The organism is Bifidobacterium sp. ESL0704 (genome assembly GCF_029392075.1).
Classification (GTDB): domain Bacteria; phylum Actinomycetota; class Actinomycetes; order Actinomycetales; family Bifidobacteriaceae; genus Bifidobacterium.
Map to the genome: position 1 here is coordinate 851,833 of NZ_CP113929.1, position 14,645 is coordinate 866,477.

General features: G+C 60.2%; 10 protein-coding genes. 9 read left to right on the forward strand and 1 reads right to left on the reverse strand.

Annotated features, from left to right (window positions below; translation table 11 throughout):
• The first annotated feature begins 1 nt into the window (after position 1).
• The 9 genes from OZX64_RS02900 to OZX64_RS02940 all read left to right on the forward strand — a co-directional run bounded on the left by OZX64_RS02900 (position 2) and on the right by OZX64_RS02940 (position 13,301).
• Complete coding sequence (locus OZX64_RS02900) at positions 2-1,801, forward strand: penicillin-binding protein 2 (protein ID WP_277173715.1); 1,800 nt, start codon at positions 2-4, stop codon at positions 1,799-1,801.
• A gap of 91 nt (positions 1,802-1,892) precedes the next feature.
• Positions 1,893-2,780, forward strand: coding sequence for a UDP-N-acetylmuramyl peptide synthase (locus OZX64_RS02905; RefSeq protein ID WP_277173717.1), 888 nt, complete (start codon positions 1,893-1,895; stop codon positions 2,778-2,780).
• A 141-nt stretch (positions 2,781-2,921) separates the two neighbouring features.
• Positions 2,922-4,508, forward strand: a complete 1,587-nt coding sequence (murF, locus tag OZX64_RS02910) for a UDP-N-acetylmuramoyl-tripeptide--D-alanyl-D-alanine ligase (RefSeq protein WP_277174951.1) — start codon at positions 2,922-2,924, stop codon at positions 4,506-4,508.
• Entirely contained in the window at positions 4,505-5,608 is a 1,104-nt protein-coding gene (mraY, locus tag OZX64_RS02915) for a phospho-N-acetylmuramoyl-pentapeptide-transferase (RefSeq protein WP_277156129.1), read from the forward strand. The genes murF and mraY overlap by 4 nt, the downstream gene beginning before the upstream one ends.
• Positions 5,609-5,738: 130 nt before the next feature.
• Positions 5,739-7,166, forward strand: a complete 1,428-nt coding sequence (gene murD, locus OZX64_RS02920) for a UDP-N-acetylmuramoyl-L-alanine--D-glutamate ligase (RefSeq protein ID WP_277157442.1) — start codon at positions 5,739-5,741, stop codon at positions 7,164-7,166.
• Positions 7,159-8,562, forward strand: coding sequence for a putative peptidoglycan glycosyltransferase FtsW (locus OZX64_RS02925; RefSeq protein WP_277173719.1), 1,404 nt, complete (start codon positions 7,159-7,161; stop codon positions 8,560-8,562). Before murD ends, OZX64_RS02925 begins: the two co-directional genes overlap by 8 nt.
• Positions 8,563-8,621: 59 nt before the next feature.
• Positions 8,622-9,794 carry a UDP-N-acetylglucosamine--N-acetylmuramyl-(pentapeptide) pyrophosphoryl-undecaprenol N-acetylglucosamine transferase gene (locus tag OZX64_RS02930; RefSeq protein ID WP_277173720.1) on the forward strand — a complete coding sequence of 391 codons (1,173 nt, stop codon included), beginning with the start codon at positions 8,622-8,624 and terminating at the stop codon, positions 9,792-9,794.
• 448 nt (positions 9,795-10,242) lie between these two features.
• A complete protein-coding gene (gene murC / locus OZX64_RS02935) occupies positions 10,243-11,913 on the forward strand; it encodes a UDP-N-acetylmuramate--L-alanine ligase (RefSeq protein WP_277174952.1) in 1,671 nt (556 codons plus the stop codon).
• Complete coding sequence (locus tag OZX64_RS02940) at positions 11,913-13,301, forward strand: FtsQ-type POTRA domain-containing protein (protein ID WP_277173722.1); 1,389 nt, start codon at positions 11,913-11,915, stop codon at positions 13,299-13,301. The genes murC and OZX64_RS02940 overlap by 1 nt, the downstream gene beginning before the upstream one ends.
• A 346-nt stretch (positions 13,302-13,647) precedes the next feature.
• Here the strand turns inward: OZX64_RS02940 and dtd are convergent, their stop codons facing one another.
• Positions 13,648-14,133 (reverse strand): D-aminoacyl-tRNA deacylase, encoded by a 486-nt coding sequence (gene dtd / locus OZX64_RS02945; RefSeq protein ID WP_277173724.1) that lies wholly within the window; start codon positions 14,131-14,133, stop codon positions 13,648-13,650.
• Positions 14,134-14,645 lie beyond the last annotated feature (512 nt).

The window sequence follows — 14,645 nt, forward strand, 5'->3', positions numbered from 1 at the left end:
TATGCGAACACGTGCCAATAAGAGCAAAAGCAAGCAATTCGTGTCGCGTTGCACCGTCATCGCCACGGTGCTCGCGCTCGTGTTCGTTGTCTGCTTCGGGCAGTTGGCCAATCTTCAGCTGCTCAACGGCCGCGAGATGGCTGAGGCCGCCACGGCAGGGCGCACATTGAAGGTGCCCGTCCACGGTATGCGTGGCAAGATACTTGATGTCAACGGGGCGGTTCTGGCACAAAGCGTGGAGCGCTACACCATCATCGGCGACCCGAAGGCCGCGCAGGAATATGACCCGATCTGCAGCACGCAGATCACCGACAACTGCACGCAGAGCAAGAAACAGGGCGGCAAGACGATCGGCGTGGTCGGTGCCGCGCGCGTGGCGAGGATGGCCGCCCCGATACTGGGCGTCAATGCCATGGAGCTGGGAGGCAAGCTTGCCGGTTCCGGCCGATACGTGGTCCTGAAAAAGGACGTGGAGCCCGCCGCCAAGCGCAAGCTCGACAAACTCGGCCTCGGTGGCATCGTCTACGGTGAACTCTCGCAGAACCGTGTCTACTCCGACGGCACGCTGATGGGTGCCTTCCTCGGTGGCGTCGACGACAAGGCGAACGGGGCTTCCGGCATCGAACAGGTTCAGAACAGGGCACTCGCCGGCAGGGATGGCTACAAGATCTATCAGCAGGGCAACAACGGCGTCGAGATTCCCGGCACGGTGACCGATTCCAAAGCCGCCCGCAACGGCAGCGATGTCAAACTGACCATTGATTCGGACGTGGACTGGTTCGTCAAAAAGGTACTGACCGACGGCAAGGCCCAGTATCACGCGGATTGGGCGATTGCCTGCGTCGAGGACACTCGCACGCACCAGATCATTGCCCTTGACGATTCCGACGACATCCAGGCCGGCAGCGACCAGGCCAAGCTCAACGTTTCCCGTGCGGTTTCCGAAACCTTTGAACCCGGTTCGATCGGCAAGACCTTCTCGATGGCGGGCCTCCTGCAGCACGGCATCCACCAGATGACCGACCAGTTCCAGGTCCCCGACCGATTGGACAAGAACAATCAGATCTTCACCGATTCCGACACCCATGCCCCTTCCAACTGGACGCTTGCCGGCATCCTTCAGCAGTCCTCCAACGTCGGGATAGTGATGGCCTCCGACAATTACAAGGATCAGGACCGCTACGATATGCTCACCAAATTCGGTATCGGGCAACCCACCGGTCTCAACCTACCCGGCGAATCCCGCGGAACGCTCAACAACCCCAATGCTTGGGACAAGCGCACCCGCGACACCATCCTCTTCGGACAAGGCTACGCCACCAATATCCTGCAGATCACCAACGCCATTGCTTCGATCGCAGACGGCGGCATCTACCGCAAGCCTTCCATCGTCGCCTCGACGCAGGACGCCGACGGCCATGTCACCGCCACCACGCAGGACGAGGGCACCAGGATCCTCGATCCCAACGCCGACTCCCAGCTGATGAACGCCATGGAGTCTGCGGCCGAGGAATACCACAGAACGGCAGGCGTCGACGGCTATCGCATCGCAGGCAAGTCCGGCACCGCGCAGGTGGCGGGCCCGAGCGGCGCCCTCGACAGCATCGTCGGCGATTTCACCGGCATCCTTCCTGCAGACAACCCGCGCTTCGTGGTGACGGTGGCGATGAAAAATCCGCAAGGCATGTTCGGTGGCCTCACCAGTGGTACGCTCTTCAAGCAGATCGGTGAATTCCTTATGCAGAAGTATGAGGTCCCGACCTCTCAGCCCCGCAACAATGCTATTCCTGTGTCGTGGTGAGAATGGCAGCGGGCTCTGGCAATCGTTTATCATCGCCCCGGGCGGCGGTGGTTGTCGGCAATCCGAAGTGTTCAACGGGAAAGGTCGAAGCATGAGCGTGGTGAACGAGTCGATTTCGCGGCGTGTGACCTTGGGCTATATCGTCAGTCATTATGGTTTTGAACTCGAGCCGGGGTTTTGCGGCGGAGTCACGGTCACCTCGATCGCCGACAGTCCCGATTCGGTGCGACCGGGGGCTCTCTACGTACTGAAAAGCGCAGATGACCCATCGTCGCTCTCCTTGGCTGTGGCACGCGGCGCGTACGCGGTCATGGTGCCGCCCGCGCTTGCCTCGGCGGCACGATCCGCAGGGGTTCCGGCCTTGCTCGCCGATCCAAATCCTGAGACCATGGGAGCTTTGGCTTCCGACATCGCGGGGACGCCGGCCAACACCATGGCGGTGTTTGTGGTGTGCGGCGATGACGACCAGGAGATTCAGGCCGATGTGGTGCGGCTGGCCAATTTCCTGCATATGCTCGGCAACCCCGTGGGCATCATAAGCGCCTCCGGTTCCAGCTCTTTGGAGCGCGAGCTGGAGATGACCTGCCCTTTGGGAATCCTTGACGTTCAGCATGCGTTGGCCGTCTGCTCGGAAGACGGGGCGGCGGCGATGGTGATTTCCGCCGACGGCGAGACGTTGCGTCCCGGAGCCCTGGAAGGCGTCAATGTCGATGTGCTCGGATCCATCGAAACGTTGAACAGAACCCAGTCGGACGATATGCTTGAAACGTCTCGAAGCCGTTATGGCTTCAGCATCGACGAGCGCAAGCGTTTGGTCACCTGCACCGAGGAATCCGGCTGGTTGGTCGGGCAGACCATGGTGTCCGGAGGCCTGCAAGGCCAACGCAGGCTTTCCTTGGCCATTGCCATGGCCCTGGATGCGGGCGTGCGGCGCAGCAACATCCGCAACGCACTTCGCGTCTCGAAGGAAATGCAATGATGGCTTTGCCGGCCGGTTGCAGGTGGAGTATCGTGCACTGGCCGATCGTGGCATGCGTGGCAACAATATTGGAAAAGACAAGACAAAAGGTGGCTTGCGGTGAGTGCTAAGATGACGGGGATTTCGGAGAGCCGATCCGGAATGATGCCGATGACGATCGAGGAGGTCGCGCAGGCGGTCAATGGCCGTGTCGTTGAAGCGCCCGGTTACCTCGCTGCCGACGGTCTCGTCGCCACTTCGGTGTTCAGCGATTCAAGGCAGGTCAAGGCCGGCTCGGTTTTTGTCGCGATTCGCGGCGAGCGTGTGGACGGCCATGATTTCGTTGCCGGTGTCGGGGCACTTGGCGCGGTGGCCGCGTTGGTCGACCACGTTGTGGCCGGTGTCGAGGACATCGCACAGATCGTGGTTGCCGATACGGTCGCGGCTCTGGGGCTTTTGGCGCATCATAATATCGTGCGCCGGCGTGAGCTTGATGCTGATTTTTCGGTCATCGGCATCACCGGCTCGGTCGGCAAGACCACCACAAAGGACCTGCTTGATTCCTTGCTATCCCGGTTGGGCGAGACGGTGGCGCCGGTCGGCTCCTTCAACAACGACATCGGCCTGCCCTTGACGGCGTTGAAGGTCGGGGAGCACACCCGCTTTTTCATCGCCGAAATGGGGGCCAACCATGTCGGCGAAATCGCCAATCTGACCCGTATCGTGCCTCCGGACCTGGCCGTCGTCCTGAAAGTCGGTGTCGCCCATCTGGGGGAATTCGGTTCCGTAGAACGCATCGCCCAGGCCAAAAGCGAGATCGTGCAAGGCTTGCTCCCGGATGGCATCGCCGTCTTGAACGCCGATGACCAACGTGTGGCGGGCATGACGACATTCGCGCCGGGCAAGGTGCTGTTCTTCGGATTGGACGGCAATGCAAAGCCGGAAGCCCCGCGAATGAGCGCTGCCGACATCGCCGTCGACGCATTGGACCGTCCGAGCTTCACTCTGACGGCTCCCGACGGGTCCAGCGCGTCGGTCCAGCTCGGTATCGGAGGCGCGCACAATGTGATCAACGCGCTTGCGGCGGCGACCGTCGCCGGCCATTTCGGCATGTCGTTGGCCGATATTGCCACTGGTCTCGGTGACGTGAAGCATATCAGCCCGCATCGCATGGCCGTTTCCACCGTTGATCTCGGCGATGCCGCATTCACGCTCATCGATGATTCCTTCAACGCCAACCCCGATTCCATGCGGGCCGGTCTGGACGGGCTTGCACGCTGGGATGCCTCGGCGACGTCTGCGGGCCAGATGACAGGAAACGCAGACGCCGCCGGCACGGAACCTTATCGCATCGCCGTACTGGGGGCCATGCTTGAGCTTGGCGACGACGAGCTCGAACTGCATCGGCAGATCGGCGCCTATGCCGCCGGCCTCGATATCGATGAAATCATCGCCGTGGGCAACGAGACCGACCGGCATTTCGACCGGTTGGCCGAGGCGTTGGCACAGGGCGCCGAACAGGACGAAAAGGGCGCAGGCTCGGCGGAAAGGCACGGGCGTACCCCCGTCGTGGTGCAATGGGTACATAGTTCAGTGCAGGCCGATCGATTGGTCGCCGAGGCTGCCCGCCGGCACGGCAATACCGTCGTGCTGCTCAAGGGATCGCATGTTTCCGGTCTTTCCGCCTTGGCCGAGCGTTGGGCGCATGAGCAACAGCAGAAACGTACAGAAGTGGAGCCGAAACATTGATTTCCCTCATCATCGGCATCGTGGTCTCGCTCGTAGTCACGATGCTCGGCACGCCGGTCATGATCAGAGTGGTGCACCGGCTGCACTATGGCCAATACATCCGTCAGGATGGACCGCAATCGCATCTGCTGAAGCGCGGCACCGCCACGATGGGCGGCGTGGTCATCATCTTCGCCGTCCTGCTCGGTTGGGGTGCTTCGGCGCTCTATCGTGGGCTTAGCGGTGGTCAGGCCGTTTCATGGTCGGCGGTTCTGGTGCTTTTCGCCATGGTTTCGATGGGCGCTCTGGGATTCATCGATGATTTCGCCAAAGTGCGCAAAAAGCAGAACACCGGGTTGAGCGTCGGCGGCAAATTCTTCGGCCAGTTCGTCTTCGCCACCATCTATGCCGTCCTCGCGCTTCTGCTTCCTACCAAGTCCGGATTCCCCTCCGCACAGGCGGGCATGAGCTTCATTGAGCATCCGTTCTTCAGCTTCGAGTTCGCTGGCAAGATCGTCGCCATCGTCATCTTTGTGATCTGGGTCAATTTCCTGATGATCGCATGGACCAACGCCGTCAATCTGACCGATGGGCTGGACGGTCTGGCCACCGGCTCGTCGATGATCTCCCTGGCCGGCTACACCATCATCGCCTTCTGGGAGAGCTATCACGTCAAAGGCGGTCCAAAGCCCGGCTACTCCTACGCGGTTTCCGATCCGCTTGACCTGACGATCATCGCGGCCTGCGCCGCCGTGGCATGCTTCGGCTTCCTCTGGTACAACTCGAACCCCGCCACCATCTTCATGGGCGATACGGGTTCTCTGGCGTTGGGCGGGCTTTTCGCCGCGCTTTCCATCGCCACGCACACCGAATTCCTCGCTGTGATCATCGGCGGGCTTTACGTCATCGAGGCGATGAGCGACGTCATCCAGGTCGGCTGTTTCAAGCTCACCCGCAAACGTGTCTTCAAGATGGCGCCGATCCATCATCATTTCGAATTGCTGGGTTGGAGCGAGCAGAAGGTCGTCGTGCGCTTCTGGATGATCGAATTCATGTTCGTGCTCATCGGACTCATGGTTTTCTATACCGATTGGGCGTCACGTACCGGCTTGCTGATCTGACGCCGATCAACGGACAAGGCATCGGCGGGCAAGATCCAAGGGAAGGAAGATTGAGATGCAGGCAGCAGAGGATTCCGGTTTTTCATCAGTGCATCAGGCAGACGCGGCGAACGGGTCGTCGTATCTGGACATGACCGGCAAAACGGTGTTGGTCGCGGGCCTCGGGGTTTCCGGCCGCGGTGCCGTAGAGGCCTTGCAAGGCCGCGCGGGACGTGTGGTGAGCGTAGACGAGAAGAAGCCCGAAGCCGACCTTAATTCCTTCGATGATATCGATTGGGACAATGTCGACATCGTGGTCGCCTCTCCGGTTTTCAATCCGCGCACGCCGTTTATTCTTGAGGCCCAGAGCCGTAACATACCGGTTATCAGCGAGGTGGAACTGGCCTGGGCCTTGCGGGTTCCGGCCGAGCATTCCGCGGCGCACGAACCCGCACCCTGGGTCGGCATCACCGGCACCAACGGCAAGACCTCGACCACACAGATGGTCTCGGCCATGCTCACCCATTGCGGTATGAATGCCCCTGCGGTGGGCAATATCGGCAAATCCGTCAGCCTGGCTGCGAGCGACCCGAAACACGATGCCCTGTGCGTGGAACTGTCGAGCTTCCAGATGCATTTCACCGATTCCCTGGCGCTCGATTGCGCGGCCATCACCAATATCGCCGCCGACCATCTCGACTGGCATGGAGGCATGGCCAATTATGCGGCCGACAAGTCGAAGGTCTTCCACAACGCCCAACGTGTGATGGTCTTCAACGCCGATGACGAACGCGTCACGGCTCTGGCGCTTGCGGCGCAGACCGGCCCCGAATGCCAGAAAATCGGTTTCACCCTTCATACTCCGAAGCCCGGTCAGATCGGCGTTGCTGACGGCTGGATCGTCGATGCCAGCGGCCTGGCCGGAGCGCCACAGGGGGATATGAACGCGCTGGCCCAAGTCACGGAGTTCTCGCATCTGTGCGAGCCGGACGGCACCGTATACCCGCATCTGCTCGCCGATGCCATCACCGCTCTCGCCCTGGCGATGGGCTTGGGGGCCGATCCGGGCCGTTGCCTCGACGCCCTGCGTGCCTTCGCCCCCGGCGGCCACCGCATCCAGACCGTCGCCACCGCCAGGCTGAAGGATGGCGGCACCGTGCGCTTCGTCGACGATTCCAAGGCCACCAATGCCCATGCGGCCCACGCCTCGCTTTCCAGCTACAAGCCCAAGTCCGTGGTATGGATTGCCGGAGGATTGGCGAAAGGCGGCCATTTCGAAGAACTCGTGGCCGATCAGGCCAAGACCATCAAAGCCGCGGTCATCATCGGCGTCGACCAGAAACCGATGCTCGACGCGTTCGCCGCCAGCGCTCCCGACATTCCCCTGACGGTGATCGACCCCAAAGACAAGCCCAGCGTCATGGCCCGTGCGGTTGAGGCTGCGGGTGGCTATGCGCAAAGCGGGGACGTGGTGCTGATGGCACCGGCCTGCGCCTCGATGGACCAGTTCGTCTCCTACGCCGAGCGCGGCTCGCAATTCGCCGAGGCCGCCCATGACTGGGTGCAAAAGCATGGCTAGACGCGTATACAATCGTGATGAACAGCAGCCGGACCAGCCAAAGAAAAAGGCTCGTGCCGCTCGCAATGCCATGTCCGGAATCGGGTGGGGCGAAGTCACGGGTTCGCGAAACAAGAAAGATGACAAGGACACGAAGAAGTCGGGATCGCGTCTCGCCTTGCTCTATCGCAACGCCGAAAGCAAGCGTGTCGCCGATGAGCCTGCGGAAACGGATGCGTCTGATGTGCTTGTGGTCGACGATTATCGAGGCATCCACGCGTTGTTGAATCCGTTGTGGTGCTATTACGGTTTCCGCATCGCCGTGATCGCCCTGACCTGTTTCGGCGTCGTCATGGTTTTTTCCGCTTCTTCGGTGACGATGATCGCCAGAGGGGCCTCGCCATGGAAACAGGCGTTGACGCAGGGAGGCTATTGCCTGTTCGGACTGGTGGTCTGCGCGTTTGCGATGCGTCCTCACGCCAGCGGCTATCGGAAGTTTTCGTTTGCGTTCGTGGTGTTCTCGATTTTCCTCCAGCTGTTGACCGTGACCCCGCTGGGTATCGAGGTCAATGGAAACAAAGGCTGGATCGGCATTTCCAACAAGATCACCATGCAGCCGGCGGAGGTGATGAAGCTTGCGCTGTGCGTGTGGATGCCGTGGGCGGTGGCGTCGGCCGTAAAACACTACAAGAGTGATGGGCTGAAAGCCTATCTGCCCGTGGGGCTCATCTTTCTGGCCTGTCTGGCCACGGTCATGCTGGGCGGCGATCTCGGCACCGCGATGATTCTGGTGGTGATCGGGGTCACGGCGATGTTGGTCGGAGGGTTCCCCGCGAAATGGCTGGTCGGAGCCGGTCTTGTCCTGGCGGTTCTGGTCGTGCTGTTCGTAGTGACCAGCCCGAACCGCATGCTTCGTATCACCTCCGCTTACCGTCCGTGCCCGGCTTCCGCGTTGCAGGGGGAGTGCTACCAATCAATGCATGCCAAGTACGCGATGGCTTCCGGAGGCTTTTTCGGCGTCGGTATCGGCAATTCCCGCGAAAAATGGAACTATCTGCCCGAAGCGCACAACGACTTCATCTTCGCCATCATCGGCGAGGAAACCGGGTTTGTCGGCGCCGCGGCCGTGGTCATACTCTTCGCCATCCTCGGTTGGTGCATGTTCGTCATCGCCTTGCAGACGCCGGACAAATACGCCTCACGGGTGCTGATCTGCATCGCCATCTGGATCGTTGGCCAGGCGTTGGTCAATATCATGGTCGTCATCGGCCTGTTACCGGTGATGGGCGTCCCCTTGCCGTTCGTCTCGGCAGGCGGGTCGAGCCTGGTGATGTGTCTGTTCGCCGCAGGCGTGGCCACCAGTATGATGAGGATGCAACCCCAGGTCCAAGCCAGCATCGCCGCGTCGCAGGTATGAGCGTTGAGTATAAGGGATAACGAGGAAACGGAATGGATACAAGCCAAGGAAAAGGGAAGATGAAGCATATCGTATTGGCCGGAGGAGGCACCGCGGGGCATGTTAACCCGTTGTTGAGCGTCGCCGCTGCCATCAAACACGATGACCCGCAGGCTTCCGTCAGCGTTATCGGCACCGACGTCGGCCTTGAAAAGGATCTGGTGCCGCAGGCCGGCTTCGAGCTCGACCCCATTGCCAAGGTTCCCTTCCCGCGCCGTCCCAATATGCAGGCGCTGCGTTTCCCCGGTCGTTGGCGTCAGGAACGCAACAAGGTCCGTTCCATTCTTCAGGCTCGCCATGCCGACGTGGTGGTCGGTTTCGGCGGCTACGTTTCGGCACCTGTCTACACGGTCGCGCATTCCATGGGCCTTCCCATCGTCATTCATGAGCAGAACGCCCGCGCCGGCATGGCCAACAAACTGGGTGCCCGCTGGGCCGATTTCATCGGTACCGCTTACGGCAACACCGGGCTCAAAGCAAAGGGAAGCACCGAAATCCGTCGTGTGGGGCTTCCGTTGCGGCCGGTGATGGCGGATCTGTGCCGGAAACTGGAACATGACCCTCGAGCCGCACGCAGACTTGCCGCCGCCCAGCTCGGCATCGATCCCGAACGCCCGCTGGTGGTCGTTACCGGAGGTTCCCTGGGGGCGGTGAGCCTCAATGAGGCCGTCAGTGGTGCGGCCGCGCAATTGCTGAAGGTCACGCAGGTCATCCACTTAACCGGGCGGAAGAAAAGCGCCGAAGTGGGGCGGCGGGTGAAGGCCGGGGTAGGCGAGCATGCGCTCACCGATCTGGATCCGGCCCATGCAGGTCTCGGTGACTATCATATGGCGGAATACTTGGAACGCATCGATTTGGCGTTTGCCGCAGCGGATCTGGTGATTTGCCGCGCCGGTGCGGGAACGGTGAGCGAACTGGCTGCCATCGGCATGCCCGCGGTCTACGTGCCGCTGCCCATCGGCAACGGCGAACAGCGCTTCAACGCACAGCCGGTGGTCGATGCCGGAGGCGGGCTGATGGTCGCCGATGCTGATTTCACCTCTTCGTGGGTGTGCGAGCATGTACCGTCTTTGATTGCCGATCGCGAACGGTTGCAGGCCATGGGTCGCAAGGCTTACGATTACGGCATCCGTGACGCCGCCGAGACCATGGCCGGCATCATCCTTGACAAGGCGGCTGCGGGCGCCGAATGACGTCTCAGTCCGTTTGATGTCGACGTTACCGACGATTGTCGGCAATGCCATCCGGGTAGGCCAATCGCGTCCGTTCGTCCGTTGCTGCATGGAAACTGCATATTAACGGTTCTCAGGTGCGGTTTGCCAGCACTAGTGGATTTTGCTGCTGGGAAACTGCATTTTGATGGCGGTTAGGTGCGGTTTGCCAGCACTAACGGAATTTGCTGCTGGGAAACTGCATTTTGATGGCGGCAATATGCGGTTTGCCAGCATTAGGGTGGGGTGGTTAAGCCAAGCGGGGGCCAAGATAGGCGTTGTATGCCGATACCGGTGCCGACAATGGTCGGTTTACGGCGCTTCTCGTCAATGAGTTCCGCCGTGTTGGCAGATGAATTGCAAGCAGTCTGCGTGGGTTTGCGGGTTCGGCGTCACAAAGCCGCGCAACGAGTGTATAACGGCATCAGTGATGTTGTCATCGTCAAACCTAGCGTCCAAGGAGCGTATCGTGCAGTCAACTACCGGCTCTGAACCCATTGTGCTCGACCCGACGAAAGCCGCGTTCGGCCCGTCCGACACGTTGGACTCACTCGGGCCCACCCATTTCATCGGCATCGGCGGGGCAGGCATGAGTGTGCTCGCCGAGATGCTCAATGAAGAAGGCGTCGCGGTCTCCGGATCCGATCGTGAGGCCAACGCCAAAACCGATCGGCTCACCGCTCTTGGCATCAAGGTTCATTTCGGCCAGCGCAGCGGAAACGTGAACGGTGCGCACACAGTCGTCTATTCCAGCGCCATCAAACCCGACAACCCGGAGATCGTCGCCGCAGCCCGGGCCGGGGCGCATATCGTGCATCGCAGCGACATCCTTGCGTTGCTGATGGCCAGCAAATGCGCGGTCAGTGTGGCCGGCGCGCACGGCAAGACAACCACCAGCTCTTTGATTTCCCATATCCTTGTCAATGCCGGAGCCGAGGCCGATGCTCAGGCGCGCGCCGAAAAGCAAACTGCCAGACTCGCCGATCCGAGCTACGCCATCGGTGGATCCATCCAGGGCCCGGACGGTGCCGCCATCGACGGTGGGCATGCCGGCAGCGGTGACGTACTGGTAGCCGAAGCCGACGAGTCCGATGGCAGTTTCGAGAAATACCGGCCGCAGTTCGCGCTGATCACCAACGCCGAAGCCGACCATCTCGACCATTACGGCGACGCCGAGCACTATCAGCAGGCGTTTGTCGAATATGCCGGTCACGCCAAGGGCTACGTCATCTTGTCCGTTGACGACAAGGGGGCACAGGCCATTGTGCGCCGGCTTCCGTCCGAAGTGGCGTCCAGGACCATCTGCTATACCACCGACCCGAGTGGCGATGTCGCGCAAATCGCAGGTCTGCATGGTATGGGGGCCGATGAGGGTGCCCATCCCAAGCTGGTGCGCATCCTTGCGGAACAGGAAAGCGCAGGTGACGGTACCGAACGTTTTACCATCGAGCTGCCGGCAGGTTTGGCGGGATGCTCCGAACAACGCCGCGTACCGGTAACTTTGCGGATTCCGGGCATCCATAACGCGCGCAACGCGACCGCGGCCATCATCGTCACCACACTGCTGGGTATGGACCCGGTGCTTGCAGCACGCACGGCCGCAACGTTTAGGGGGGCCTCTCGCCGTTTCGAAGTCAACGGAGTGGCAGACGGGGTGACGCTCGTAGACGACTATGCCCACCATCCCACCGAAATCGCGGCCTTGCTCGATGCCGCGCGCCGTCGTTACCCCGATTCCGCGATTCGTGTGCTTTTCCAGCCGCATCTGTTCAGCCGCACAAAATTTTTCATCGACCGGTTCGCCGCCGCGCTGTCCAAGGCGGACGATGTCGTCGTCGCGCCGATTTATCCCGCGCGTGAACGTCAGGAGGATTTTCCGACCATCACCTCGCAGGTCATTGTCGATGCCGCCGGCAGCTTGCATCATGAACCGTCCCAAGGATGGATCGTCGCTTCGCATGATCTCCGGGACGGTGCCGAAACGCTGGTCCGTCACTCGCATCCCGGCGATGTACTGATCACTGTCGGTGCCGGCGACGTCACCACGATGGATGATGTCATGCTTGAAATGCTCAAAGCGCGTGCGGGGGAGTCGCGCTGATGGCAGGCCGTCGTGTAGCCAGCGGGCGCGGAGGTGAAGGCGATTCGTCACGGCGTGGCCGAGGCGTCGCCTCTTTCTCTGATGGACCGTCTGCTTCCGGCGATGAGGGAATGGTCAATGATTTCGGCGTGAGGACCGGAAAGCGGAGAAAAACCGGGCATTCCGATTTCCACTTGGTCAACGATTCCCACGGCGGTTCTCGTTCGTCGCGTAAGGGTATGGAAGAGGATTCGCCGCGTCGGGTTCGTTCAGTGACATCCGGCGCCTTTGCCGATGACGGCAGCATGATTGATGCGCGTCGCGCAACGCGTAGAATGGCCTCCTCGGCAACGGCTTCAGATCGAAGCCGATTTGTCGAATCCGCTGACGCGCGAACGTCTGCCGGCAAAAAATCGGTCGGCTTTTTCCGCCGCGGTCCCTTCACAAAACCGAAATACGGCATCGATGAGCCGTTGACGGATGCCGATGAGGTCTCATCATCCGTTCGTTCGCCGCGTTCGGCATCCTCGGCCGGTGCCGTCACCAAAAGCGCACCCGGTGGCTTCGTCGATGCCAGAGCGCTGAAAAACGAGGATCTGATCGGCGAGACGCTGAACCAGACTTCCGGCGCGTTAGGGGTCGCCGCCCGTCCCAAGGTCATCGATTTCAATGCTCGGTTGAAGGAACGTCGGCGCGTCCATGTGTTCAAGACAGCGGCCAAAGTCCTGATTGCCCTGGTAATCGCGGCTGTTTTGGCGTCGCTCGGCTGGCTGCTCTTCTTCTCGCCGGTCTTTTTGCTTGATGCCCATCAGATTTCGGTGTCGGGTGAAAACCAATGGGTCGGCAAGGCCCGCGTGGTCTCCATCGCCGACAAGCAGGCCGGCAAATCGTTGCTGTTGGTCTCCGCCGGTGACGTCGAAGCGGAATTGAAAGACATTCCCGGGGTTTCGATGGCCAAGGTTGAGAAAATATACCCGCAGGCGATGAAGGTGACCATCACTGCACAGGAACCGGCGGCGATGCTGAAGACCCCTGACGGCAGCGAGACCGCCGTTGACAGCTACAGTCGTGTGCTCAACAAGGTCGGCCATGTGTCGACCAAAGGCATCCCCGTCGTCGAAGTCAGAGACGTCAAGGCAAGCCTTCGTGACCGTTCCGTCCAACAGGCATTGAAGGTGCTGGGCCGTCTTGACGGCAATATGCGTGGCTCGATCACCAAGGTGACGGCCCAGACGCAGGATTCCATCACCACCGAGCTCAATGGCGGCCAGCGCGTCATCATTTGGGGCGACGCCTCCGAGATGAAGCTCAAAAAGGCCGTGGTCGACAAGATCATCAACGATCCGAGCAAAATCGGCGACAAGCATCAGGTCGACGTTTCGGCCCCGTTGCGCCCGATTATCAAATAACCTTGCAAGTGGCACGTCTGGCGTGTGGCGGGCGTCCAACTGAGATGCAAATCAACGAGGCGCCGATATGAGTGCTGCTTCGGTTTTGTGATTAGCTCTGCATATTTGTTGCCGTTGCAGAGAAAATCACAGTTTATAGCCAGTTTTCGTGATTTTCTCTGTATCTTCAGCCGGCGTACAGAGAAAATCACGGTTTGCGAACGGATTGTGGATTCCGCATGTATCGTCGCATGGTGTTTTGTCGGTGTGTCTTGGATATGACATCATCGTTCGGCTGTCATCCATAGCCATGGTGGAGACCTGGTTTATTGCCGTTTCGCACAGGTTTGCCATCGGAAACTCACGTTCAGTGCTTGGCCATGAGCTCGTCGGTGTCGAAGAGGATGGTCACGGGGCCGTCGTTGGTGAGTGCCACGCGCATATGCGAGCCGAAGCGGCCGACCTTTACGCTGATGCCCTCGGCGCGTAACGCATCATTGAAGTCAAGCCAGATGCGCTCGGCGTGTTCCGGTTTGCCGGCCGTGATGAAGCTCGGCCGATTGCCGTGCCGTACGTCGCCGAAGAGCGTGAACTGCGAAACCGACAGGATCTCGCCGCCTACCTGGCCGAGCGAAAGGTTCATCTTCCCGTTTTCGTCTTCGAACACGCGCAATCTGCTGATTTTATGGGCGAGCCAGTCGACCTGTTCCTGCCCGTCGCCGTCGCTGACACCGACCAGCAGCACAAAACCCACGCCGATATGCTGCGGTTCGAACGATTCATCGACTTCGCCGGTCGCTTCGTCGATGACATCGATATTGGCTTTGCTGACTTTCTGCAACACGATTCTCATAGCTACCAAGTGTAGTGTGGCCGGGAACATCATGGAATCAGGCGAAGCAGCGATAGCGTGAGATGGGTGCTGCGAGATGAGGTTGGCGCATCTGTTTTCAGGCATGGCCGGATTGAGGTCTTTGTATTGCTTTCGAGTCGATTTCGGATGAAATCTGACGTGGGTATGCGCCTCAAGCAATGCTTTACGTGCGTTACCATTGCGCATTCGTCTCAAAAAAACATGAGAACGCCTGAAGATTGACATTTCAAGGGGTTCGAACGAAATGAGTGGTGGTTTTCGGCCGCGGAAACCTTTCTCTCCTGAGACCGTCTTTGCGGCGGCAGAATCTTCCGGTTGACCCCGCCTGTCGCGCATCGAATGTTTTATGATGGTTGTAAGAAGGGTTCCGACCATGGTGGTGATTTTATGCGGACAATGGGTGTTCATAAAAACTGGTTTGGTCATCATCAAAGGTCGGCTTTGCGGGGATCTGCATGCAGATTTCGTCTGTCGCCAACAGCGCTGTCGGT